The sequence below is a fragment of the Allobosea sp. Root483D1 genome, from assembly GCF_001429505.1.
Classification (GTDB): Bacteria; Pseudomonadota; Alphaproteobacteria; order Rhizobiales; family Beijerinckiaceae; genus Allobosea.
Genome location: NZ_LMJW01000004.1, coordinates 138,526 through 161,897, shown reverse-complemented (window position 1 = coordinate 161,897; position 23,372 = coordinate 138,526). Strand labels below are relative to the sequence as shown.

At 65.5% G+C, this 23,372-nt stretch carries 23 protein-coding genes; 8 read left to right on the top strand and 15 right to left on the bottom strand.

Annotation, left to right across the window (positions count from 1 at the left end; all coding sequences use genetic code 11):
• Positions 1 to 18 precede the first annotated feature (18 nt).
• Entirely contained in the window at positions 19 to 2,697 is a 2,679-nt protein-coding gene (uvrB, locus tag ASE66_RS07805) for an excinuclease ABC subunit UvrB (protein ID WP_057189244.1), read from the top strand.
• 3 nt (positions 2,698 to 2,700) lie between these two features.
• On the opposite strand, the gene ASE66_RS31975 is transcribed toward uvrB, so the two are convergent.
• From ASE66_RS31975 to ASE66_RS07785, 4 genes are all read right to left on the bottom strand, one after another.
• Positions 2,701 to 3,999 carry a hypothetical protein gene (locus ASE66_RS31975; RefSeq protein ID WP_156412060.1) on the bottom strand — a complete coding sequence of 433 codons (1,299 nt, stop codon included), beginning with the start codon at positions 3,997 to 3,999 and terminating at the stop codon, positions 2,701 to 2,703.
• A 492-nt stretch (positions 4,000 to 4,491) separates the two neighbouring features.
• Positions 4,492 to 4,869, bottom strand: a complete 378-nt coding sequence (locus tag ASE66_RS07795) for a GIY-YIG nuclease family protein (protein ID WP_413814252.1) — start codon at positions 4,867 to 4,869, stop codon at positions 4,492 to 4,494.
• 875 nt (positions 4,870 to 5,744) lie between these two features.
• Positions 5,745 to 6,041: a hypothetical protein gene (locus ASE66_RS07790; RefSeq protein ID WP_057189050.1), complete on the bottom strand. Its 297-nt coding sequence runs from the start codon at positions 6,039 to 6,041 to the stop codon at positions 5,745 to 5,747.
• 95 nt (positions 6,042 to 6,136) lie between these two features.
• Positions 6,137 to 6,523: an STAS/SEC14 domain-containing protein gene (locus tag ASE66_RS07785; RefSeq protein ID WP_057189049.1), complete on the bottom strand. Its 387-nt coding sequence runs from the start codon at positions 6,521 to 6,523 to the stop codon at positions 6,137 to 6,139.
• Between ASE66_RS07785 and ASE66_RS33150 the strand changes: the two genes are divergently transcribed.
• Complete coding sequence (locus ASE66_RS33150; protein ID WP_244494833.1) at positions 6,522 to 6,860, top strand: hypothetical protein; 339 nt, start codon at positions 6,522 to 6,524, stop codon at positions 6,858 to 6,860. The genes ASE66_RS07785 and ASE66_RS33150 overlap by 2 nt on opposite strands.
• Before the next feature lie 3 nt (positions 6,861 to 6,863).
• Here ASE66_RS33150 and ASE66_RS07775 read toward each other — a convergent pair whose 3' ends face one another.
• Positions 6,864 to 7,583: a hypothetical protein gene (locus ASE66_RS07775; RefSeq protein WP_057189047.1), complete on the bottom strand. Its 720-nt coding sequence runs from the start codon at positions 7,581 to 7,583 to the stop codon at positions 6,864 to 6,866.
• Positions 7,584 to 8,051: 468 nt separating this feature from the next.
• On the opposite strand from ASE66_RS07775, the gene ASE66_RS07770 reads away from it, so the two are divergent.
• From ASE66_RS07770 to ASE66_RS07745, 6 genes are read left to right on the top strand one after another with little or no spacing between them, the layout of a single operon-like run.
• Positions 8,052 to 8,297, top strand: a complete 246-nt coding sequence (locus ASE66_RS07770; RefSeq protein WP_057189046.1) for a hypothetical protein — start codon at positions 8,052 to 8,054, stop codon at positions 8,295 to 8,297.
• 11 nt (positions 8,298 to 8,308) lie between these two features.
• A complete protein-coding gene (locus ASE66_RS07765) occupies positions 8,309 to 8,503 on the top strand; it encodes a hypothetical protein (RefSeq protein ID WP_057189045.1) in 195 nt (64 codons plus the stop codon).
• Positions 8,504 to 8,510: 7 nt separating this feature from the next.
• Complete coding sequence (locus ASE66_RS07760; protein ID WP_057189044.1) at positions 8,511 to 9,620, top strand: methionine ABC transporter ATP-binding protein; 1,110 nt, start codon at positions 8,511 to 8,513, stop codon at positions 9,618 to 9,620.
• On the top strand, positions 9,610 to 10,275 hold the full coding sequence (locus ASE66_RS07755; RefSeq protein WP_057189043.1) for a methionine ABC transporter permease: 666 nt from the start codon (positions 9,610 to 9,612) through the stop codon (positions 10,273 to 10,275). Before ASE66_RS07760 ends, ASE66_RS07755 begins: the two co-directional genes overlap by 11 nt.
• Positions 10,276 to 10,313: 38 nt before the next feature.
• Positions 10,314 to 11,114, top strand: coding sequence for a MetQ/NlpA family ABC transporter substrate-binding protein (locus ASE66_RS07750; protein WP_057189042.1), 801 nt, complete (start codon positions 10,314 to 10,316; stop codon positions 11,112 to 11,114).
• Between the two features lie 47 nt (positions 11,115 to 11,161).
• A complete protein-coding gene (locus ASE66_RS07745) occupies positions 11,162 to 11,953 on the top strand; it encodes a MetQ/NlpA family ABC transporter substrate-binding protein (RefSeq protein ID WP_057189041.1) in 792 nt (263 codons plus the stop codon).
• Positions 11,954 to 12,174: 221 nt separating this feature from the next.
• Here the strand turns inward: ASE66_RS07745 and ASE66_RS07740 are convergent, their stop codons facing one another.
• The 10 genes from ASE66_RS07740 to ASE66_RS07695 all read right to left on the bottom strand — a co-directional run bounded on the left by ASE66_RS07740 (position 12,175) and on the right by ASE66_RS07695 (position 23,320).
• On the bottom strand, positions 12,175 to 12,879 hold the full coding sequence (locus ASE66_RS07740; protein WP_200964568.1) for an ABC transporter ATP-binding protein: 705 nt from the start codon (positions 12,877 to 12,879) through the stop codon (positions 12,175 to 12,177).
• Positions 12,876 to 13,637 (bottom strand): ABC transporter ATP-binding protein, encoded by a 762-nt coding sequence (locus ASE66_RS07735; RefSeq protein ID WP_057189039.1) that lies wholly within the window; start codon positions 13,635 to 13,637, stop codon positions 12,876 to 12,878. Before ASE66_RS07735 ends, ASE66_RS07740 begins: the two co-directional genes overlap by 4 nt.
• Positions 13,634 to 15,526, bottom strand: coding sequence for an ABC transporter permease (locus tag ASE66_RS07730; protein ID WP_057189038.1), 1,893 nt, complete (start codon positions 15,524 to 15,526; stop codon positions 13,634 to 13,636). Before ASE66_RS07730 ends, ASE66_RS07735 begins: the two co-directional genes overlap by 4 nt.
• 105 nt (positions 15,527 to 15,631) lie before the next feature.
• Positions 15,632 to 16,840, bottom strand: coding sequence for an ABC transporter substrate-binding protein (locus ASE66_RS07725; RefSeq protein WP_057189037.1), 1,209 nt, complete (start codon positions 16,838 to 16,840; stop codon positions 15,632 to 15,634).
• 233 nt (positions 16,841 to 17,073) lie between these two features.
• Entirely contained in the window at positions 17,074 to 18,198 is a 1,125-nt protein-coding gene (locus tag ASE66_RS07720) for a TIGR03364 family FAD-dependent oxidoreductase (RefSeq protein ID WP_057189036.1), read from the bottom strand.
• Positions 18,199 to 18,297: 99 nt separating this feature from the next.
• Positions 18,298 to 19,053, bottom strand: coding sequence for an SDR family NAD(P)-dependent oxidoreductase (locus ASE66_RS07715; protein ID WP_057189035.1), 756 nt, complete (start codon positions 19,051 to 19,053; stop codon positions 18,298 to 18,300).
• Positions 19,026 to 20,066 carry a ketopantoate reductase family protein gene (locus tag ASE66_RS07710; protein WP_057189034.1) on the bottom strand — a complete coding sequence of 347 codons (1,041 nt, stop codon included), beginning with the start codon at positions 20,064 to 20,066 and terminating at the stop codon, positions 19,026 to 19,028. Before ASE66_RS07710 ends, ASE66_RS07715 begins: the two co-directional genes overlap by 28 nt.
• Positions 20,063 to 21,010 carry an isoaspartyl peptidase/L-asparaginase family protein gene (locus ASE66_RS07705; protein WP_057189033.1) on the bottom strand — a complete coding sequence of 316 codons (948 nt, stop codon included), beginning with the start codon at positions 21,008 to 21,010 and terminating at the stop codon, positions 20,063 to 20,065. The genes ASE66_RS07710 and ASE66_RS07705 overlap by 4 nt, the downstream gene beginning before the upstream one ends.
• 157 nt (positions 21,011 to 21,167) lie before the next feature.
• Positions 21,168 to 22,772 carry an ABC transporter substrate-binding protein gene (locus ASE66_RS07700; RefSeq protein WP_057189032.1) on the bottom strand — a complete coding sequence of 535 codons (1,605 nt, stop codon included), beginning with the start codon at positions 22,770 to 22,772 and terminating at the stop codon, positions 21,168 to 21,170.
• On the bottom strand, positions 22,769 to 23,320 hold the full coding sequence (locus tag ASE66_RS07695) for a MarR family winged helix-turn-helix transcriptional regulator (RefSeq protein ID WP_057189243.1): 552 nt from the start codon (positions 23,318 to 23,320) through the stop codon (positions 22,769 to 22,771). Before ASE66_RS07695 ends, ASE66_RS07700 begins: the two co-directional genes overlap by 4 nt.
• Positions 23,321 to 23,372: the final 52 nt, after the last annotated feature.

Sequence of the window (23,372 nt, the reverse complement as noted above, 5' to 3'; positions counted from 1 at the left end):
CGCGCCCATATTCCGGCCATGCCCAAGAGCACTGACAAGACGCCTGACAGCCCGCCCGCCGCCGCCAAAGCCAAAGCGGCCAAGAAGCCCGCCAGCGCCCGCACGCCCAATTCCAAGGCGACCAAGCCGGATCTCAAGCCGTTGGAAGGCTATCTCGCCGACCTGCTCAACCCGGCGATCAACCGTGGCAAGGCGGTGCCGGGCGGCGCCTCCGGCTTCAGCGACTCGCCGCAGGCCGGCTACGAGGCACGCCCGGGCGACGCCGGCGAGTCAAAGCCGCGCAAGCTCTCGAAGAAGGCCGATGCCGCCTTCGATCCCGACAGCGACAGCGCGGCCTCGCTGACGGCGAAGTCGCTGCAGGCGCTGCTCGAAACCGGCAGCCCGTTCATCGAGCCCGGCAAGCCCTGGACACCGCATCGGCCCGAGCGTCCCGAGAAGTCGGAAGGCGGGGTGCGCTTCCGCATGCAGTCGGATTTCGAGCCGGCCGGTGACCAGCCGACCGCGATCGCCGATCTCGTCGACGGCGTCCGCCGGCAGGAACGCGATCAGGTCCTGCTCGGCGTCACCGGCTCGGGCAAGACCTTCACGATGGCGCAGGTGATCGAGAAGACGCAGCGTCCGGCGCTGATCCTGGCGCCGAACAAGACCCTGGCGGCGCAGCTCTACGGCGAGTTCAAAAGCTTCTTCCCCGACAACGCGGTCGAGTACTTCGTCTCCTATTACGACTACTATCAGCCGGAGGCCTACGTCCCGCGCTCGGACACCTATATCGAGAAGGAATCCTCGATCAACGAGCAGATCGACCGGATGCGCCATTCGGCGACGCGTTCGCTGCTCGAGCGCGATGACGTCATCATCGTCGCCTCGGTCTCGTGCATCTACGGCATCGGCTCGGTCGAGACCTATACGGCGATGACCTTCTCGCTGAAGCTCGGCGAGCGCATCGAGCAGCGCCAGCTGATCGCCGACCTGGTGGCGCTGCAGTACAAGCGCACCCAGCATGATTTCGCGCGCGGCTCGTTCCGGGTCCGCGGCGACACGGTCGAGCTCTTCCCGGCCCACTATGAGGATCGCGCCTGGCGCATCGGCCTGTTCGGCGATGAGGTCGAGAGCATCTCCGAGTTCGATCCGCTCACCGGCCAGAAGACCGGCGAGCTCGAATTCATCAAGGTCTACGGCAATTCGCACTACACCACGCCGCGCCCGACGCTGAACCAGGCGGTGAAGTCGATCAAGCAGGAGCTCAAGGGCCGGCTCGACGAACTCAACCGCATGGGCCGTTATCTGGAGGCGCAGCGGCTCGACCAGCGCTGCACCTTCGACATCGAGATGATCGAGGCGACCGGCTCCTGCAACGGCATCGAGAACTATTCGCGCTATCTCACCGGCCGCAAGCCGGGCGAGCCGCCGCCGACCCTGTTCGAGTACCTGCCCGACAACGCCCTCGTCTTCACCGATGAGAGCCATGTCACCGTGCCGCAGATCGGCGCGATGTACAAAGGCGACTTCCGCCGCAAGGCGACGTTGGCCGAATACGGCTTCCGCCTGCCCTCCTGCATGGACAACCGGCCGCTGCGCTTCGAGGAATGGGATGCGATGCGCCCGTCCTCGGTCCATGTCTCGGCCACGCCCGGCGGCTGGGAGATGGACCAGACCGGCGGTGTCTTCACCGAGCAGGTCATCCGCCCGACAGGGCTGATCGACCCGCCGGTCGAGATCCGCCCGGCCAAGCACCAGGTCGCCGACCTCCTCGACGAGGTCAAGGAGGTCGCCGCCAAGGGCTACCGCACCCTCGTCACCGTGCTGACCAAGCGCATGGCCGAGGACCTGACCGAATACCTGCACGAGAACGGCGTGCGCGTGCGCTACATGCACTCCGACATCGACACGATCGAGCGCATCGAGATCCTGCGCGACCTGCGCCTCGGCGCCTTCGACGTCCTCGTCGGCATCAACCTGCTGCGCGAGGGCCTCGACATCCCCGAATGCGGCTTCGTCGCCATTCTCGACGCCGACAAGGAGGGCTTCCTGCGCTCCGAGACCTCATTGATCCAGACCATCGGCCGTGCCGCCCGCAATGTCGACGGCAAGGTCGTGCTCTATGCCGACCACATCACCGGCTCGATGGAGCGGGCGATGGCCGAGACCAATCGCCGGCGCGAGAAGCAGGAGGCCTATAACGCCGAGCACGGCATCACGCCGCAGACGATCAAGCGCGCCATCGGCGACATCCTCGGCTCGGTCTATGAGCGCGACCGCGTCACCGTCGACAAGGGCCTGAGCGACATCCCGGCCTCTGGTCACAACCTCAAGGCCGCGATCGCCGATCTCGAGAAGCGCATGCGCGAGGCCGCCGCCGATCTCGAATTCGAGACCGCCGCCCGGATGCGCGACGAGATCAAGCGCCTGCAGGCGACCGAGCTCGCCATCGCCGACGACCCGCTCGCCCGCCAAAGCGATGTCGAGGCCTCCGCCGGCAAGTACCGGGGCGAGCGCAGCTACGGCGCCTCGGCCAATCTGCCGACGCGCGCCCGCAAGCCGACCGACGCCGATATGGGCCCGCACAACTGGGGCGGCGGCGAGGGCAAGCCGAAGGCGAGCGTGGCAAGACCGCGCAAGCCGACGCTCGATGAGATGGGCCCGGTGCCGGAGGCGCGGCCGAAGGGGGCAGGAGAGAGGCGAGGGCGGCGGAGGTAGACCTCAGTCAATGCTTTTGTCGATTTGCTTTTTTAATAGCTCCGCAGCCTGTTGAACCCACGGCGCGCCCGCTCTCAATGCTGCTGGGGCAATCCCAGTTGCTCCCAATAAGGCTATGCCTAGTAATCCTATTATAAGTTTTGATGCTACGGCTGATAGGCCTTCTATCGTTTTACTCGTTGTCTTTTCGATCAGATTTGAGGTGTGATGTATTATGCTAGAAACGAGGTTCTCAATCGTCTTAAGAAGTGCAAACGCTGCTTTTTTAGCACCGGAACCTGGAGATTGAATAAATGATCGAATTTTTTTGATTGTCTGTGGTACGTTATCATCAGAAATATCATTTTCTTGAGAAAGCTCGTTAGCGATATTATCAGCTGTAATTTCGATATCAGAAATATCACTTGGAGAAAGTTCAACATTATTTGCATTTGATACAAACTTCTCCCATTCTGGAAATTGAGCAGCGTACATAGAGATACTATTATTATAAGCATAAAACATGGATACTACAGCATCTGGAAGCTCTTCTTTAAATTGACTTGACATAATATTACAAGCAATATTTGTTAACCCAATCTGAATGATATTATCGTTTGCAGATAAAGATTTATTCAATAAAGAGACTTGCTCTACGAGACGATTGTCGCAATTCGAATTTTTGAGAGTATCAATCAGATTCTGACCAGAGTTGATAATATGATTTAGAGCTAGAGAGATGTTTGAGATATCTTCTTTTCTCGGGGCAGGTTGACTGCGTTTAACGGAGATTTTTCCATTACGAATCTCGAATTGAGCAGGCGCCAACTGCTGCCTTGGAATAATTGAAGGGGCGTTCTGAAAATCCAATGTCCCTTGTGAAGGTATTCCTCCATCTATCGCTCGAATTATAAGATGACGAAACGCCTGCAGCGCGTCACCAATGGCAAGGCCGTTCCATTCCTCCATTTCAAGGAAAATGGGTGGTTTGTTGCGTTCGCTTGACGGGTAAGGCGGAGCTATGCGGAATCTTCGAGCCAGAAGATTCGGGTCGACAATTTTTGAACTCAGGAAAGAATCTATAAAAACTAACAGCTCTCGGCAAACAAAGCTGAGATCATTCGTGTTTAGATCGCTCTTGAATCGTACAATGCTATTGAAGCGGATGCGGGCTTCTTCTATAAGGAGCATGGTTTTGGTGTATCGATCACGCTCTACCTCTCTGGATGGGTGCCAGTCTCTGTAAGGGCGGTCTATAGAAATTCTTAAAGAGCCGAAAAAATTTATTATTGCGCGGCGGAAGCTATCCTGATCGTAAATCATGAATCTCTACTATCAGCTGACTTTGGAAATTGACTAATAAAGATGCGTTGCATGAATTGCGCAGTAAGTCAAAATTCTTGAGTAGCGTAAGGGCAACCCCTCTCCCAGATGGGAGAGGGGCAGGGGTGAGNCCCGCCGCTGATCGTCTGAACGCAACGGCGCCGCTACCACCTATATCGGATAGGGCAGGCCCTCATCCGGCGCTCCGCGCCACCTTCTCCCATCCGGGAGAAGGCTGGGTCGAGGTTCCAGTGCCTCCCACCGTCATGCTCGGCCTTGTGCCGAGCATCCACGTCTTGCGACGCTGCTGATGCGCTGCTCGCAACGAAAGCTGCGGCCAGCCTCCACCGAGCAAAGACGTGGATGGTCGGGACAGGCCCGACCATGACGCGGTTCTGACAGCTGCTTCGCCCGGCCCGACTGGCGCAAGACGTGGATGGTCGCCACAAGGGCGACCATGACGGGGTGAGCGTGGGATAGCACTCAGCGCATTCACGCCAGTTCGTCGTAGAGGTCGTTCCAGTCCGGGTTGTGCGCCATGATCGTGCGTGTCTTCCAGGCGCGGTACCAGCGCTTCATCGAGGTCTCGCGCTGGATCGCGGCCCCGATCTCGTCATGCCATTCGTACCAGACAAGCCTCTTGAGGCCGTGGGTTTTGGTGAAGCCGGTCACCAGCCCCTCGCGATGCTCATGGACGCGGCGCGCCAGATTGCTCGTCACGCCGAGATAGAGCGTGCCGTTCGGCCGGTTGGTCATGATGTAGACCCAGCCACCCTTGCGCTTCATGCCAGCAGGATGGTGGGCGGTCCGGTCACCGGCAAGGGCGCGAATGCCTCTCCCGTCATGGTCGCCCTTGTGGCGACCATCCACGTCTTGCGCCGGTTCGGCTTGGTGGTGACATGGCCTCGGGGCGAGGCCTGACCTCCCGCCGTCATGCTCGGCCTTGTGCCGAGCATCCACGTCTTGCGGCGCTGATGACATACTGGCCAGCGCAGTACCGGTCACTCGGGTGCAAAGACGTGGATGGCCGGGACAAGCCCGACCATGACGGGGAGGGTCGGACGGGGATAGACACGAGAACAATCCCCGCCCTCCGCGCCTCCCGTATACTCGCGCTNNNGGTGGGTGCGGCGCCTGCGGGCGAGGGTTGCGCCTCGCTCCCGGGAGGCTTCGGGAACCGACCAAAGCCGCCGCCTGCGGCGGCGTCTTCCACTTTTGAGTCTCGCAGACTGCGCAAGCTTGTCTGCGTGGGGTACTACGGCCCCTGCGCGAGGAGCTCGCTAGCTGGACTTACCCTCGATGACCAGCCGCCCGAACGCCGACGCGGCGACCCGATGAGGGGCACTGGCGAAGGTGGCGGGCGGGATCGGTGGTGCGTCCGAATGAAGCGCGGCCCGGGGCTTTAAAATCGTCGATGGCGGAGCGCCACGGGGCGTGCGGAGGGTGGCTCAATCCCTTCGCGCCGCTTCCTGGCTCAATGGAAGCGGATCACCAAACGCGCCTCGCGGCGCTCCGCTGCCCCTCGATCGCGATAACGCCCGCAGGCTGAGCCTGCGGGCGGGGAAATCCCATGCGTCATTCTCGGGCGAAGCGCAGCGCAGACCCGAGAATCTCGGGACCAGTGGGCGCTGATTAGAGCCTCATCGGCCTGAGATGCTCGGGTCAAGCCCGAGCATGACGCGCGTGAATTGGAAGTTCTGCGCCCTTCGCCCTGGGGACAGGGAAGCGAAGGGCGCGGCGACCGCTTAGAAGCGGTCGTAGCGATCGTGATGGCGGCGGCCATGGGCCGGGGCCCAGGGCGGCGGGCCGCCACGGTGACGGCCATAGCCGTAGCCGCGGTCATAGCCGCGATGGTAGCCGCCATAGCGGTTCTGGCGCTCCATGTTGCGCTGGATCTCCCAGTGCCGGTGCTCGCGGGTGTGGCGGGTATAGGTCGCCTCGACCTTGTCGAGGGCGGCAGCGCCGCTGAAGCTCTCGCTGGCGGCGGCCGGAGTGACGGCGGCGCCGAGCGCGATCGCCGCGGCGATGAGAAGGTGTCGCATGGGCATCTCCTTTTCGAGTTGTCGCCATTGAAGCGCATCGCGTTGCAACCCCGCCTGAACGCGATAGTCGGCTGCCGTTCATCTTGGCGGCAGGCTCAGGCGTTCGGCCCGCCCTCGATCTCGCTCGCCCAGGCGAGCGCCGCGTCGAAGGCATCCGGCTTGAAGCTCCGGACCTCGACGAAGGGCACGAGCGGGCTCGCGATCGCGACCAGCGTCTCGATCCAGCCCTTGTCGGTGACGACGGCCTCGCGCGGAAAACGGTGCCATTGCAGGATCTTGCCGAAGCCGTAGCGCGCATCCTTCAGCCCGGCGCGGAAGGTCATGTCCTCGAAGCCGCTGAGATCGGCGAGGATGCCGAGCTTCTCATGGCGTTCGAGCTTGCTCTCGATCTCGGCGATCAGGGTGTCGAAATCCGGCTCCGAGAGCGTGCCGGTGATGCGGAAAGCCGCGACATGGTCGGCGGCGGGAAGGATGTCGAGCATGGGCGCCTCCTGGCTTGCATCGGGAACAACGCGGCGACTGGCCGCAAGGTTCGGGCGCGAACCATCGTCGAGCCGAGGCGTTGGCAAGGCATGGGGCTCGACGCACGCAAAGGAGACGATGATGGCCAATGCCGGCGGGAAGCTCGGTCCGAGCATCAAGGGCAAGGGAGACGGAACCGGCGCGACGAGCACGCGGCCGGCCTCGCTGCCCGATCACAAGGTGCTCTCCAATCGCGATAAGACGCAGCTCAATCGCGGCCGCGGCCTCGACGGCAAATGGATCGAAAACGAGCAGGTCTTCGAAACGCAGGGAAATCGGCGCTCGCAGGACGAATGAGCCCTATTTCAGCGCGATGATCAGCATCAGGAAGGCAAGCACGATCAGGACCTGCTTCAGGCTCCAATTGATCCGCCTGAGCTGCTCGGCGACCGGGTCTTCCGACGGCTCGGCTTCGGGCGCCTGATCCGGCTGTCCTGCCAGAAAAGCGGGGCCGCCGGCAGTGTCCGACGGCCCGGCTCGCCAGCTGATGCTCTGCACCCGGCCATGCGCCTGCGCCTTGCGGCCATCGATCTCGGGCGCAAGATGGAAGACCGGCGGCTCGTCATCGCCGGCGCCGTCGCGCAGCCAGAGATTGGTCGTCGCCGCGAAGGAGAGCGATCCGGCGCGGCCGTCGGTTAGGTCCTGCCGCAGCCCGGCGAACAGCGGTTGCGGCAGGAAGAGCTCGGCGGCGAGCCGGTCGTCGAGATCGCCCTGCGCCCCGGCGGGAAGGCTGAGCCGCAGCAGCGGCGCGCTCTCGCCGGCAAAGGATCGGATCGTCAGGGCGAGTTCCTGCGCCGGTCCCGGCTGGTCGATTCGCGCGAGCCGCGCGCCATCCGGCCGCGCCCGAGCCTCGATCCGGCCGGCATCATGCAAAGCCCCGTCGCGCCAGTCGTACCCGGCGACCGGAACGAGTCCTTCCGCCGTGAAGGCGAGCACCTTCGTCGGGTTCTGCACGAAAGTGCCGCCCGCCACCGTCATCCGGCCGTCGACAATGCCGGCGCTGTCCGTCCTGTCGTTCATCCCGCCCCGCCTTGAGTCGGTGCGGACGATAGCAGGTCGGCCCGGCGATGCCAGATTGGCAGGTTGTTCTACGCCGGGGGTGGTAGGGGCTGCGCCGGAAAAGAAAATTTCCTTCTATGCCGGTTCGGCGAAAGGCTCTTCCCAATCGCCCTGTACCTTTAAAAGAACGTTTGGATTGACATGCAGAACGGTCTTTCCTAGATTACGGATGCCGTCGGGTGACCGATGGCCGCGGAGATTTGAGCGAGCAGCTTGCGCCGCGTCACCAAACGCTAAAGCGCCACGACGTGGTCGTGGGCTCCTGGCTTTGAGGAGATGAACATGACCGGTTTCCCGCTCCGCCCTGTCGAACCGCTCCGCCGTTCGATGATGTGCTGTTGTCGCCGCTGATCCAGCGCTGAGGCCGTTTACCGGCATCACCTCCGACATCGCTACAGTACAGGGCGCCGCAACGCGGCGAAGATCGTCATGTCGTTCCAGTCCCAGACCGCCTCCACCGCCCCCGCTCGTCAGGCCTATGTCATCGAGGTCGGCGAGACCCAGGCCGGGCTCGTTGCCCGCGGCGCCGATGAGCGCTTCTTCACCTTCATCTCCGCTTCGGCCGCTTTCGACCGGCTCGAAGGCCAGCGCTTCGCGACGCCGGTCGCGGCCGAACTCGCGGCGCGCCAGCTCGTCTCCCGGCGGCGCCATGGCGCTGCCCGGTTGGCGGCCTGAGGGGCGCCCCGGTGCACGTATTCGAAACCCTGCGCGCGCTGGTCGCGTCCTGGTTCGGGCGGGCGGTGCCTGCCGACCTCGGTGAACCGCGCTGGCAGGAGCGCTCCTTCGCCGAGCTCGGCGCCGAGGAGCGCCGCCGTTCGATCCGCGAGGTCACGCTCGAGCAATTGGGCATTGCGCACTGGTCGTGCCACACGCATTTCTGAGGTCATGATGAACGCCCCCGTGAAGCCCGATGCATTCCGCATCGACGGCCTTGTTCCCGCGCCACCGTCCGAAGCGATCATCCGCTTCGAAGCGGTCGGCAAGACCTTCGCCGGCCGTGACAGCCAGGAGCCGGTGACGGCGCTCGCCGGCATCGACCTCGTCGTACCGCGCGGCGCCATCGTCGGCGTGATCGGCCGCTCCGGCGCCGGTAAGTCGACGCTGATCCGTCTCGTCAACGGGCTGGAGCGCGCCACCTCCGGCCGTATCCTGATCGAGGGCGAGGACGTCACCAATCTCACCGAGGCCGGTTGGCGCGAACGCCGCCGCGCCACCGGCATGATCTTCCAGCATTTCAACCTGCTGTCGTCGCGCACGGTGTTCGACAATGTCGCGCTGCCGCTGGAGATCGCCGGCGTGCCGCGGGCGAAGATCGAGAAGCAGGTCAGCCGCCTGCTGGATCTGGTCGGGCTCGCCGACAAGCGCGAGCGCTATCCGGCCGAGCTCTCCGGTGGCCAGAAGCAGCGCGTCGGCATTGCCCGTGCGCTGGCGACCGAGCCTAAAGTGCTGCTCTGCGACGAGGCGACCTCGGCGCTCGATCCGGAAACGACTCGCGCGATCCTGGCTTTGCTCAAGCAGGTCAATCGCGAGCTCGGCATCACCATCCTCCTGATCACCCACGAGATTCCGGTGATCAAGGAGATCTGCGACCGCGTCGCGGTGATCGAGGGCGGCCACATCGTCGAGGAGGGCGAGACCTTCGAGGTGATGACCCGGCCGCGCCATCCGACCACGGCGAGCTTCGTCGAGGCCGTGACCGGCGTCGAGGTGCCCGAATACCTCGCCGGCCGCATCCATGCGCAGGCACTGGCCGGCGACAGCGCCGTGCTGCGCATCGCCTTCACCGGCGAGAACGCGACGACGCCGGTGATCAGCCGCCTCAGCGCCGTCATCGGCGTCGACGTCAACATCCTCGCCGGCCGCATCGACGCGATCGGCGAAAAACCCTTCGGCAGCCTGCTGGTCTCCGTGCCGGCGAGCGAGCCCGAGCTCGCCGCCGTCTTCGGCGCGCTGAAATCCCTCGACCTCAAGGCGGAGCTGGTCGGCCATGTCTCCTGAACTCATCCGTTTGATTGTCGAGGCGACCGGCGACACGCTGCTGATGGTCGCGATCGCCGCCGGCATTGGCACGGCGCTCGGCCTGCCGCTCGGCGTCTTCCTGGCGACCAGCAAGAAAGGCGAGCTCTTCGCCGCTCCCGCGGTCAATGCGGTGCTCGGTGCGCTGGTCAACGCGACGCGCTCGACACCCTTCATCATCCTGGTCGTCGCGATCATCCCGTTCACCCGGCTGATCGCCGGCACCTCGATCGGCACCTTCGCCGCGACCGTGCCGCTGACCGTGGCGGCGACGCCCTTCATCGCCCGCCTGATCGAGGGCGCCATCCGCGAAGTCGATCAGGGCCTGGTCGAGGCGGCGCGCTCGATGGGCGCGAGCCCGCTGCAGATCGTCCGCAAGGTGCTGGTGCCCGAGGCGCTGCCGGCGATCGTGCTCGGCCTGACGCTGGCGCTGGTCAGCCTGCTCGGCTTCTCGGCCATGGTCGGCGCGGTCGGTGGCGGCGGCTTGGGCGATCTCGGCATCCGCTATGGCTATCAGCGCTTCATGCCGGATGTGATGGCGATCGTCGTCGCCGTGCTGATCGTCCTCGTCCAGACCGTGCAGAGCGTCGGCGACCGCCTGTCGCGCCGCCTCAACAAGCGCCTGCGCCACGCCTGAGCAACCGCTTACCCACGACCGAATACTGGAAACAGAAGATGCCTAGGTTCCTCTCCCGCCGCAGCCTGCTCGCTGCGGCCACCGCCCTCTCCTTGTCCGCTGGTGGCGCCTTCGCCCAGCAGAACCAGGTGATCCGCATCGGCGTCACGCCCGGCCCGCATGCCGAGATCGCCGAGCAGGTCAAGCCGATCCTCGCGAAGAAGGGCTATGACCTCAAGATCTTCGAGTTCTCGGATTTCGTCATCCCGAACCAGGCGCTCGACACCGGCGATCTCGAGGCCAACGCCTTCCAGCATCGGCCCTATCTCGACAACCAGGTGAAGGACCGCGGCTTCAAGATCGTCAGCGCCGCGACCACCGTGAACTTCCCGATGGGGATCTATTCGTTGAAGTACAAAAGCTGGGCGGAGGTGCCGGAGGGCGCGACCGTTTCCATCCAGAACGACCCGACCAATGGCGGCCGCGCGCTCCTTCTGCTGCAGGACAAGGGCGTGATCAAGCTGAAGCCGGGCACCGGCTTCAAGCCGACCGTCCTTGACATCACCGAGAACCCCAGGAAGCTCAAGGTCATCGAGATCGAGGCGGGTCAGACGGTCCGCTCGCTCGCCGATGTCGCCGCTGCCGCGATCAATACGAGCTATGCCGTCGACGCCAAGATCGACCCGAATTCGGCGATCCTGCGTGAGGAGCCGAAGGGCCCCTACACCAACCTGATCGCAGTGCGCGGCGTCGACAAGGACAAGCCTTTCGTCCAGGCGCTGGTCGAAAGTTATCGCTCACCCGAGATCAAGGCCTTCGTCACTGAGCGCTTCAAGGGCTCGATCCTTCCGAGCTGGTGAAACCTAAAGCCTTTCCCCCAATCCCTCTTCGTAACGGAGCTTCTCCCATGACCACTCGCAGGATCATCCTCGCGACCGCGCTCGCCGCCGTCGCCTTCACCGTCCCGGCGCTCGCCCAACAGAACCAGGTCGTCCGTATCGGCGCCTCGCCCGGCCCGCACGCCGAGATCCTCGAGAAGGTGAAGCCGATCGCCGCCAAGAACGGCCTCGACCTCAAGATCATCGAGTTCTCCGACTATGTCGTGCCGAACCAGGCGCTGGCGGCCGGCGAGCTCGAGGCGAACTCGTTCCAGAACCAGCCCTATCTCGACAACCAGGTGAAGGATCGCGGCTTCAAGCTGGTCAGCGTCGGCCTGACCGTGAACTTCCCGCTCGGCATCTACTCGTCGAAATACAAGAGCTGGACCGAGGTGCCGGATGGCGCCACCGTCGCGATCCAGAACGATCCGACCAATGGCGGCCGCTCGCTCCTCCTGCTGCAGGACAAGGGCGTGATCAAGCTCAAGGATGGCGTCGGCTTCAAGCCGACCGTCGCCGACATCGTCGGCAACCCGAAGAAGCTGAAGATCATCGAGATCGAGGCGGCCCAGACGCCGCGTTCGCTCCCCGACGTCGCCGCCGCCGCGATCAACACCAACTACGCCGTCGACGCCAAGATCGAGCCGACCTCGGCGATCCTGCGCGAGGATCCGAAGGGGCCTTACGTCAACCTGATCGCCGTGCGCGAGGCCGACAAGGACAAGCCCTGGGTCAAGGCGCTGCTCGCCTCCTATCACACCCCCGAGATCAAGGCCTTCGTCGCCGAGCGCTTCAAGGGCTCGGTCCTCGCCGGCTGGTAAGGCTCCTCCCCCCAGGCCGTGGTCACGGCCGGGCACCTGCCCCGGAAGCGCAAGCTTCCGGGGTTTTTCGTTTCAACTTCCATCTTTGTCATCCCGGACAAGCCGCGAAGCGGCGCCGATCCGGGATCCATTCCTGAATATCCATTGGAAAGGTTCCGGAATGGATCCCGGGTCTCCCTTCGGTCGCCCGGTATGACCAGGGAAAGGGTGGTGCTAGGTAGCTAGACCGAGAGGTACTGCGCCCGCACCGCCTCGTCGGCCTTGAGCTCGGCCATCGTGCCGGTGAAGCGGATCAGGCCCTTCTCGATGATCGCGGCGCGGTCGGCGACCGAGCCGGCGAAGTGCAGGTTCTGCTCGGAGATCAGCACCGAGAGCCCTTCGCCCTTCAGCGCCAGGATGGTCTTGGCCATCTCCTCGATGATTACCGGTGCGAGGCCTTCCGAGGGCTCATCGAGCAGGACGAGCTTGGGATTGCCCATCAGCGTGCGGGCGATGGTCAGCATCTGCTGCTCGCCGCCGGACATCGCCCCGCCCGGCCGGTCGCGCATGCGCCCGAGATTGGGGAAGAGCTGGAACAAGCGCTCCGGCGTCCAGTGCGGCGCGCCTTCGCGCTTGGGCCGCTGCGCCACGGAGAGGTTCTCCATCACCGTGAGTTCGGAGAAGACCCGCCGTTCCTCCGGCACATAGCCGATGCCGAGGCGGGCGATTTCGAAGGGCTCGCGCCCGACGATCGTGTGCCCCTCGAAGACGACGCGGCCCGCCTGCGGCGGCACCAGTCCCATCACCGCCTTCATCGTCGTCGACTTGCCGGCGCCGTTGCGGCCCATCAGCGCCAGCACCTCGCCGCGCCCCATCGAGAAGCCGACACCGTGCAGGATATGGGCGCGGCCGTAATAGGCGTTGAGCCCTTCGATCTCGAGCATCAGTGGCCTCCCGAGGTCGCGCCGGAGCCGAGATAGACCGCGCGCACGGCCGGATCGTTGCGGACCTCCTCGGCCCGGCCCTTGGCGATCAGCTTGCCGCGGTCGAGCACCAGAATCGCGTCGGAATGGGCGAAGACCACGTCCATGTCATGCTCGGTGAACAGCACGGCGATGCCGCGTTCCCTGGCGATCTCGGCGGTCAGCGCCATCAGCGCGATGCGCTCGCGCGGCGCCATGCCGGCAGTCGGCTCGTCCATCAAAAGGAGCTTGGGCTTGTTGGCAATCGCGACCGCAAGCTCGACGCGCTTCAGGTCGCCATAGGCGAGCACGCCGCAGGCACGCTCGGCCTGATCGAGCATGCCGACTTGGCTGAGCAGTGCATCGGCCTCTGCGACATGGCGGTCCTTGGCTCGGCCGAACAGCGTCCAGGTCTCGCCGGCATGCGAGATCAGCGCCATCTGCACGTTCTCGCGCACGCTCATCGAGGCGAAGGTCGCGGTGATCTGGAAGGTGCGGCCGACCCCGAGCCGCCAGACCTCGCGCGGTTTCAACCCGGTGATCGTCCTGCCGTCGAAGATCACCTCGCCGCGGTCTGAGGGCAGCTGGCCGTTCAGCATGTTGAAGCAGGTGGTCTTGCCGGCGCCGTTCGGGCCGATCAGCGCCAGCAACTTCCCGGCCTCGACCGAGAAGCTGACATCGTCGACGGCGCGCACGCCGCCGAACGACTTGCCGAGATTGCGGACTTCGAGGACCGGCGTCATCGGGCGGGCTCCGGCGCAGCGGGGACGGGGGCGGCGGGCTCAGCCTCGCGGCGCCGTTCGGCGAAGGCTAGCGCCGTGCCGACGAGTCCGCGCGGGAACAGGATGACGAGCAGCACGATCGAGGCGCCCAGGACGAAGCGCCAGTACATCGTCGCCTTCATCAGCTGCTCCTGCAGGCCCATGAAGGCGAAGGCGCCGATGATCGGGCCGGAGACGGTCTGGACGCCGCCGAGCAGCACCATCAGAAGGCCGTCGACCGAACGCGGGATCGCCATGTAGGTCGGGAAGACCGAGCCCTTGAAGAAGGCGAAGAGGGCGCCGGCGATGCCCGCCGCGAAGGCGGCGATGATGAAGGCGATCCACTGGATGCGCATCACCGGCAGCCCGATCGCCTCGGCCCGGAGCGGGCTGTCGCGCCCGGCCCGCAAGGCATAGCCGAAAGGCGCGAAGACGACGACGCGAAGGCAGAGGATCGCCGCGACGCAGATCGCCAGCGCCAGATAGTAGTAGACCAGCTTCGAGCTCGCCCAGGCCGCCGGCCAGACGCCGAGAATGCCGTTGTCGCCGCCGGTGACGTCGACCCATTGGAAGGCGGTCGCCCAGGCGATCTGAGCGAAGGCCAGCGTCAGCATGGCCAAATAGACGCCGGACAGCCGGACGCAAAACCAGCCGAAGACGAAGCCGGCGATCCCGGCGAGGAAAGGCGCGAAGGCGAGCGCCGGCAGCATCGGCATGCCCAGCCATTTCACCGCCAGCGCCGCGCCATAGGCGCCCAGCCCGAAATAGGCGGCATGGCCGAAGGAAGCCATGCCGCCCGGCCCCATCATGAAGTGCAGGGACGCCGCAAAGAGCGCGAAGATCGAGAGCTCGGTCAGCGTCAGCAGCCAGTGGTCGGCGACGATGAAGGGCGCGAGCAGCAGCACGGCCAGCGCGGCCAGGCCGATCAGCTTGACGTTGGCGCAGGCGGGCAGGAGCAGCGGCTCGACCGGGCCGTGCGCATGGGCGCTGCCGACCGGGCGCTTGCCCATCAGCCCATAGGGCTTGATGACGAGAACGATGGCCATCACCAGGAAGACCAGCACCAGCGTGATCTTCGGGAAGACGAGGATGCCGAAGGCGTGGATGATGCCGATCAGCACTGCGGCGAGATACGCGCCGGTGACGCTGCCGAGCCCGCCGACGACCACGACGACGAAGGCCTCCGCGATCATCGACAGGTCCATGTGCAGGTTCACCGCCTCGCGCGGGAGCTGCAGCGCGCCGCCGAGAGCTGCCAAGCCGGCGCCGAAGGCGAAGACCGAGGTGAAGAGCAGGCGCTGGTTGACGCCGAGCGCGCCGACCATCTCGCGATCCTGCGTCGCGGCGCGCACCAAAGTGCCCCAGCGCGTCTTCTGGAACAGGAACCAGAGCAGGCCGAGCATCAGCGGCCCGACCACGATCAGGAACAGCTCGTAGGTCGGGAAGCGGCTGCCCATCAGCACGACGAAGCTCTTGAAGCCGGGTGCGCGCGGGCCGAGCTTGTCCTCCGGCCCCCAGATGCCGAGCGCGATGTCCTGCACCATCAGCACCAGGCCGAAGGTGGCGAGCAACTGGAACAGCTCCGGCGCCTGGTAGATCCGGCGCAGGATGACGATCTCGACGAGCGCGCCGAGCGCCGCGACGATCAGCGCCGCCACGAGCACCCCGCCCCAGAAGCCGAGCACGTCGGCAGGGCCGAAGCGGGAGACCAGCGTGAAGGCGAGATAGGCGCCGAGCATGTAGAACGAGCCGTGCGCGAAGTTCACGATCCGCGTCACGCCGAAGATGATCGACAGCCCACAGGCGACGAGGAAAAGCGACGAGGCCGAGGCCAGGCCGTTGAGCGTCTGCGCGAAGATCAGGTCGATCATGCCGGGTTCCGTTGAAACAGCCGAAAAAGGGCGCAACTCTCCCGCGGCCGCAGCGATCTGCCGCGGCCGGGTAGCCTAGTCTAGATCAGGTCGAACTCCGGCGCTTCAGCCCGCCGGGCGAAGCGTCTTCACCTCTGCATCCGAAGGCAGGTACTTGGCGCCGTCGGCATAGCGCCAGTCGACCATCACGCCCTTGCCGTCCTTGACCGCGGTCTTGCCGACATAGGCGCCGAGCGTCGACTGATGGTCGGAGGCGCGGAACTCCACCGGGCCGAAGGCCGAGGTGAACTTCAGCCCCTTCAGCGCGTCGATCAGCTTCTCGTTCTCGGTCGTGCCCGCCTTGGCAAGGCCCGCGGCGATGGCGTTCATGGTGTCATAGCCGACGACCGAGCCGAGGCGCGGATAGTCGTTGTACTTCGCCTTGTAGGCGTCGCGGAACTTGACGTGGTCCGGCGTCTGGATGTCGGCGTGCGGATAGCCGGTGACGATCCAGCCGACCGGCGTCTCGGCGCCGAGCGGATCGAGATATTCCGGCTCGCCGGTCAGCATCGAGACCACGGTGCGACCTTCGAAGAGACCGCGGGTGTTGCCCTGGCGGACGAAGTTCGAGAGATCGGCTGCGAAGGTGACATTGAAGATCGCTTCGGGCTTGGCCGCTTCGAGCGCCTGCACGGTCGCCCCCGCATCGATGCGGCCGAGCGCCGGGAACTGCTCGGCGACGAACTCGACATCGGGCTTGGCCTTCTTCAGCAGCTCCTTGAACCACTTCACCGCCGACTGGCCGTATTCGTAGTTCGGCGCAACGAGCGCCCATTTCTTGGCCGGGAGCTTGGCCGCTTCCTCGACCAGCATCGCCGCCTGCATGTAGGTCGAGGGCCGCAGGCGGAAGGTGTAGCGGTTGCCCTTGGCCCAGACGATCGCGTCCGAGAGCGGCTCGGAGGCGACGTAGAGTCGCTTGTTCTGCAGGGCGTAGTCGGCGATGGCGAGGCCGACATTGGAGAGGAAGCCGCCCGAGAGCAGGTCGACCTTCTCGGCATTGATCAGCTCGCCGGCGAGGCGCACCGAATCCTCGGGCTTGCCGGCATCGTCGCGGAACAGTGTCTCGACCTTGCGGCCGAGCACGCCGCCGGCGGCGTTGACCTGCTCCAGCGCCAGCTCCCAGCCCTGGCGATAGGGCTTCAGGAAGGCCGGCTGCGAGGTATAGCTGTTGATCTCGCCGATCTTGATCGGCGCGCTTTGGGCGCGCAGCAGCGACGGTGTGGCCAGCGTGACGGCGCCGAGCGCAGCTCCGCTGACGAATTGGCGACGGTCCATTCGATGGCTCTCCCGTTGATCGCTCGACTTACGCATCCACAGCCCCTCGCTGCGCGATTTCCTACCCTAGGCCAGTGCAGCGCAATGCAACAAGCCAGGGTGGAAATTCGTTTGTATGCGTATGAAATCTCGACTGCGTTTCGCAGTTTGTCAATCGTCGAAAAACAGGCGGCGCTGCCATGAGATCGAGCAGTTGCGAAGTGTCGCCGCCGATCAGGGGCGATAAAGGGCGTTCAGCCGAACATCTCCGCAATGGTCTCCTCGCCGATGGCGAAGGCGGTCGATGCTCCCGTCCCCGAGGTGACGATGACCAGACGGACGCGGCCTTCGATCCTCTCGCGCAGCATCGGCCGGTCGGGCAGGCTGGCATAGGTGCCGAGCCAGCGCGCCTCGACCGGCGGGCGAGTGCCGAACACGGCCTCGTATTCGTCGAGCATCAATTCGTCGACATCGGTGTCGCCGAACGGGTCTGGCGTTGCGGCATAGTGATGGGAGTCGCCGACGACGCGCGTGCCGTCGGCCGAGGCGACGACGATCAGGTGGATGCCGTTGGCGAGCTGCTCCGGCTGCTCGCGCTCGATGCGGGCGCGCAAGGCTGCGGATTCCGGCAGCTCGGCATAGCCGAGATAGCGCACCACCGAGAGGTCTGACATCACGGCGCAAGGCAGGTCCGGGCCGGCGGCAGCGGTCCGCACCCGCAGCATCTGCAGCTTGCAGCGGGTCAGCTGGGGATAGGCGGCCTTGAGCTCGTCGGCATAGAGGCCGGTGAAATCGTCGCCCGGGCAGATGATCGCGGCGTCCGCACGCAAGCGTCCCGCCGAGGTCTCGATTGCCGGCAACGCGACACCGTGGACCGTCGTCCCGCGCAGGATGGTGACGCCCCAGTCGCATTCGAGATGAGCGGCCAGCAGCGGGATCGCCTCGCGCGATTCGACGCGCAGCTCGTGCGGGCTCCACAGCGCCGCCTGCTGACCGACGAGGAAGGGAAAGCGCGCGGCGAGCGCCGGGCCGGCGACCAGCTCGCAATCCTCGCCCATCTGCGTCGCAAGGAAGGCTTCGAGCGTCGCGACCGTCTCCGGCCGGCGGGCGGTGACGCAGACCCCGGCATGGGTGACGGCGATGCCGGCCTTCGGCGCGATCTCAGCCCAGATGTCGCGCGAGCGCCGCGCCCGCTGCCAGGTCTGGCCGGCCTGCTGACCAGTTACCGAGACGAAGCCGAAATTACGGATCGAGGCGCCGTTCGCCCGCGTGTCGCGGTCGACGACGACGACCTTCAGCCCACGCCGCGCCGCCGCGAGCGCATGGGCGAGGCCGACAATGCCGGCGCCGACGATGGCGAGATCGAAACTGCGCTCCATTGATGCTCCTCCCGGCGCCGCGATTCAAACGTCGCAGTCGGCACCTCGCTTATTGCACGCGCAGGCTTGTTGCACGCACAGACTTGCGTCGCGATGCGCTCAGGAGCGCCCGCCATCGACCGAGAGGATCTGTCCGGTCACCCAGCCTGCCTGCTCGGTGAGGAAGAACAGGCTGGCATGGGCGATATCCTCGGCCGTGCCGAGCTTGCGGGTGTGGATGCCTTCGATCAGCCGTTTCTGGCCTTCCGGACCATAGGATTCCCATTGCCGCTCGGTCGCCGGGTTGGAGCGGACGAAGCCGGGCGCGACCGAATTCACGGTGATGCCATGCGGCCCGAACTCCCAGGCGAGCTGCTTGGTCAGGCCGACGAGCGCATGCTTGGCGCTGGCATAGGCCTGGATGCCTGTGAGGCTCGGGCGCAGGCCGGCGCCCGAGGAGATGTTGACGATGCGGCCATATCCGGCCTGCTTCATCGCCGGCGCGGCCGCCTGCGACAGGAAGAAGGCGGCGTCGACATTGGCGGCGAAGATGGCGCGCCAGTCGCTCTCGGAGATCTCCTCGATCGGCCGGCCGACCTGCCCGCGCACACCACCGGCGGCATTGACCAGGAGGTCGAGCCGGCCTTCTCTCGCGAGGATCGCAGCCGTCAGTTCCTTAGCAGTCTCCGGGCTGCCGAGATCGGCGACATGCGGGCTCGCGCCGATCGCCCCCGCGCTGGCCGCGACACCCTCGGCATCGAGATCAGCGAGATGAACGCGGGCGCCGGCCTCGGCAAGTGCGGCCGCAATGGCACGGCCGATGCCCTGGGCTGCGCCGGTGACGAGGGCTACGCGGTCGTCGAAACGGATCTGCATTGCTCGATCAGGACCTTCAATGTGTCTGACGACATCGGGCGGCGCCCGTCCTCGATGTCCTGGATCAGGGCAACCAGCATCTCGAGCGCCGGCGTGGCGACGCCGACTTCGCGGCCGAGCCGTGAGATGATGCCGATCTGCGCCTGGCCTTCGGTCTTGCGCTTGCGCACGGCGAGGTCGCGCCAGATGCCGGAATGGGTCTTGGCCGTTTTCGAGGTATAGTCGGCGAGCCAGGCGATCGTTTCGACCTGCGGACCTTCCGGCGCGCCCGGCGCGAACACGGCGGGGTTGAATTCGCCGAAGCCGAGCGATTTTACCCCACGCGCCGCTGCGACGGCGCCGACCTCGCGACCGAGCGCCAGCCAGACCGGCAGCCGCTCCGGGGCAGCGAAGTTCGCCGACATCGAGTCATTGGTCAGCGCTGTCCCGAACAGCATCGCGCCATAGGCGAGCTTGCCCCAGAGATAGCCGTAGATGTTGTCGGTCAGGATCGCGTCCGGCTCGAACAGCGCGAGCAGCCGGTGCATCTCGCGCACGCGGTCGGTCATCGCCCCGTCGAGCTCGCCGACGACCACGGCGCCACGATTGCCGTAGAGGATCTCGCCCGGCCCGTGCCAGTCGGCGCCGAAATTGACGAAGCAGCCCATGGTCCGCGTCTCGCCGACAGCCTTGGCGATGGTGATCTCGTTGAGCCCGTTCTGGGCCGAGAGCACGAAGCCATCGGCGGCGAGGTGCGGCTTCAGAGCAGCGAGCGCGGCTTCCGTCGCACCAGCCTTCACCGCCAGCACGATGCGCGAACAGGTGCCGGTCAGCTCCTGCGGCGTCACCGCCGGCACGACCTGCCGGAACTCCTTGACCGGTCCGGTGATCGAGAGTCCCGATGTCCGGCAGGCCTCGACATGCTCGGGCACGATATCGACCAGCAGCACCGGCACCCCGGCCCGCGCCCAATAGGCGCCGAGCGTGCCACCGATCGCGCCGGCGCCCCAGATCAGGATGGGTTCGTCGCTCATGCCTGCCCCATCACCTCGACATCGGCATGGGTTCCGACATGGACGAGCCCGTCCGGCGTCACCCAGCCGCGATACATGCCGTCAGTATTGTGCGGCGCGACGATCGTGCCATCGGCCCCGACGGCGACGAGGCCGGCTCCGATCTTGTGGGCGGTGAGCTCGGCGATGGCGCGATCGGATGCTTCCTTCAGTGAGAGGCCGGCATAGCCGATCAGCGACGCGATCTCGTGGCCGATGCAGTAGCGGATGAAGAACTCGCCCTTGCCGGTGCCCGAGACGGCGCAGCGGCCGTCGCGGGCATAGGTGCCAGCGCCGATGATCGGGGAATCGCCGACGCGTCCAACCGGCTTGTTGGTGTAGCCGCCGGTCGAGGTCGCGGCGGCGAGATGGCCATTGGCGTCGCGCGCGACCGCGCCGACGGTGCCGTGCTTCTCGGCCTCGCTCGCCTCGCCAGCGGTGCCGACGAGCTCGCGGATCTTCATCGATGCGAGGTTCTTGCGGCGCCGCTCGGTCGAGAAATACTCGTTATCGACGATATCCAGCCCTTCGGTCTGGGCGAAGGCGTCCCCTGCGGGCCCGGTCAGCAGCAGCGGATCGCCCTGATGCATCAGCGCCTTGGCGGCGCTGATGGGATTGCGGATGCGCTTGACCGCGCAGAGCGCGCCGGCGGCCAGCGTCGAGCCGTCCATGATCGAGGCGTCGAGCTCGTGCTCGCCATCGGCATTGAAGGCGGCGCCGTGGCCGGCGTTGAAATGGATGGAATCCTCCATCACCAGCACGGCGGCCTCCACAGCGTCGACCGCGCTGCCGCCCTTGGTCAGGATCGCCCAGCCGGCCCGTAGTGACTTGGCGAGATGGGCCTTGGCCTCGGCCCATTCGGCGTCGGACATCTCGGCCTTGGGCAAGGTGCCGCAGCCGCCATGGATGGCGAGGGCAATGGTCATACTGTCGTTCCGAGCGTTGGTTGTTTGCCGAAATAGGCGCCGCCGTCATGCTCGCGCTTGTGGCGAGCATCCACGTCTTGAACACCGCATTCGATTAGCAAAGCGAAGACGTGGATGGTCGGGACAAGCCCGACCATGACGGGAAAACGTGGTTGGCTTACTTCACAGGCTTGATGTCCATCGCCAGCGTGTCCTCGTCGACGCGCGGGCGGATCGTCACCTTGGCCTTCTGCATCGCCCAGGCCGAGCCGACGGCGACGATCGGCAGGCGCGGCCGGTCCTTGGCGACGATGGCGTTGGCCTGCGCCAGGAGGTCGTTGCGCTTGGCCTCGTCCATCTCGATGGCGGCGTCCTCGATCAGCTTGTCGAGTTCGGCGTTCTTGTAATTCAGCACGTTGAAGGCGCCGAGCTTCTTGGCCGGGTCGTTCGAGTGGACGACCGACGAGAGCGTGTAGTTCGCCTCGCCCGTCAGCGTGCCCCAGCCCGACATCGACATCGAGAAGTCTCCGCGCAGGCGCGCCGGGAAGAAGACCGCGCCAGGCTGGGCGTTGGCGTTCACCTCGATGCCGATACGCGCCAGCATTTGCGCGATCGAGGTGCCGACCTGGCGGTCTCCCGGCAGGCGGTCATTGGTGAAGGAGAACGAGACCTTGAAGCCACCCGGATAGCCGGCCTCCTCCATCAGCTTCTTCGCCTTGGCGAGATCCGGCTTCAGCGGCGGCAGGCTCTTGTTGTAGCCGGCGATGTCAGGCGTCACCAATTGGTTGACCGGTGCGCCGAGGCCCTCCATCGCGACCTCGACCAGCGCCGGCCGGTCGATGGCGAGGTCGATCGCCTCGCGCACCTTGGCGTCCTGCAGCGGGTTCTTGGCCAGGGCCGAGCCGTCCTTGGCGCTGACCTGCGGGGACTTGTCCCGCATGTCGAGCTCCATGTTGAAGACATAGACCGTGTCGATCGTGGCGACCGAGAGCTTGGTGTCCCGCTTCAGCGTCGGCACGTCGGAGGCCGGTGCACGCACGATGAGGTCGACCTGGCCGGCCTTGAGCTGGGCGACGCGGGCGGCGTCGTTCGGCAGTTCCTTGCGCAGCACGCGCTGCCACGGCTCCTTCTCGCCCCAGTAGCCGTCGAAACGCTCGAGCACGAGCTGGTCCTTCGGCGTCCAGGACACGAACTTGTAGGGGCCGGTGCCGATCGCCGCCTTGCCGGTGTTGAAGGCGTCGTTGGCATTGTCCTTGGTCAGCCCGGCCGCGGCCTTGTGCGAGACGATGAACAGGCGGATGAAATCGTTCGGCAGATTCGGCGCCGGCCCGTCGGTGACGATGTGGACGGTGAGCGGATCGACGATCTTCACCTCCTTGACGCGCCGGACATAGATCGTGGTCGGGTTCGGGCCGGCGACGACCGGAATGCGCTCGATCGAGAACTTGACGTCCTCGGCGGTGAAGTCGGAGCCGTCATGGAACTTGACGCCGGGGCGCAGCTTGAACTCCCAGACCGCGGGTTCGATCGCCTTCCAGCTCGTGGCGAGGCGCGGCTCGATCTGCAGCTTGTCGCCCGACCAGGTCAGCGTGTCGAAGACGTGCTTCAGTGCCTCGGCATGGGTGCCGGTCGCGGTGAAATGCGGATCGATCGATTCAGGTCCCGCCCGCACGCCGATCGTCAGCGTCTGCGCCATCGCGGCGCCGGAGAGCGGCAATCCGATCAGGGTTGCGAGTGCGGCGGTCCGCCAAAGCGGGGACCGATGCGACAAAGGCTTGGTCATGTTGAGGTCCCTTCGGGTTCCAGATCGGCAGGCCAGGTCGGGGAGGCGATCACCATCTTGTCCATCAGCTCGCAGAGCTGCTTCTGCTCGGCTTCTGTGAGGACGGAGAGCATCACGGTCTGCTGCCCGACCATCATCGGCATGGTCTCGTCGAAGATGGCGCGCCCGGCCGGCGTCAGCGCCAGCACATAGCTGCGCAGGTCGTCCGGGTCGGTCTCGCGCTTCAGCAGCCGCCGCTGCAGCAGCTTCTGGATCGCACGCGACAGCGTGTTCTTCGGCAGGCCGGAGGAGGAGACGATGTTCTTGGCGGCGACGCCGCCCTTGAGTCCGACGGCATAAAGCGCGACGAATTCCGGCCGCACCAGCCCGTAGCGCGTCTCGATCCAGCGATAGACCGGATCGTTGAAGCGGAAGGCGATGAAATTGAGCCGGAACGACAACCAGCAGGGATTGTCCCAGAGCTTGGTGACCGTGAGCGGATCGAGCTCGCGCAGGGCCGCCTCGCGGCCTGGATCGAGCCTGGACAAGGTGGTTGGAGCGCGTGCCATCTCGGGCATCCCATTTAGTTCCATATGGAACTTGACGGTCACTGATGCGACT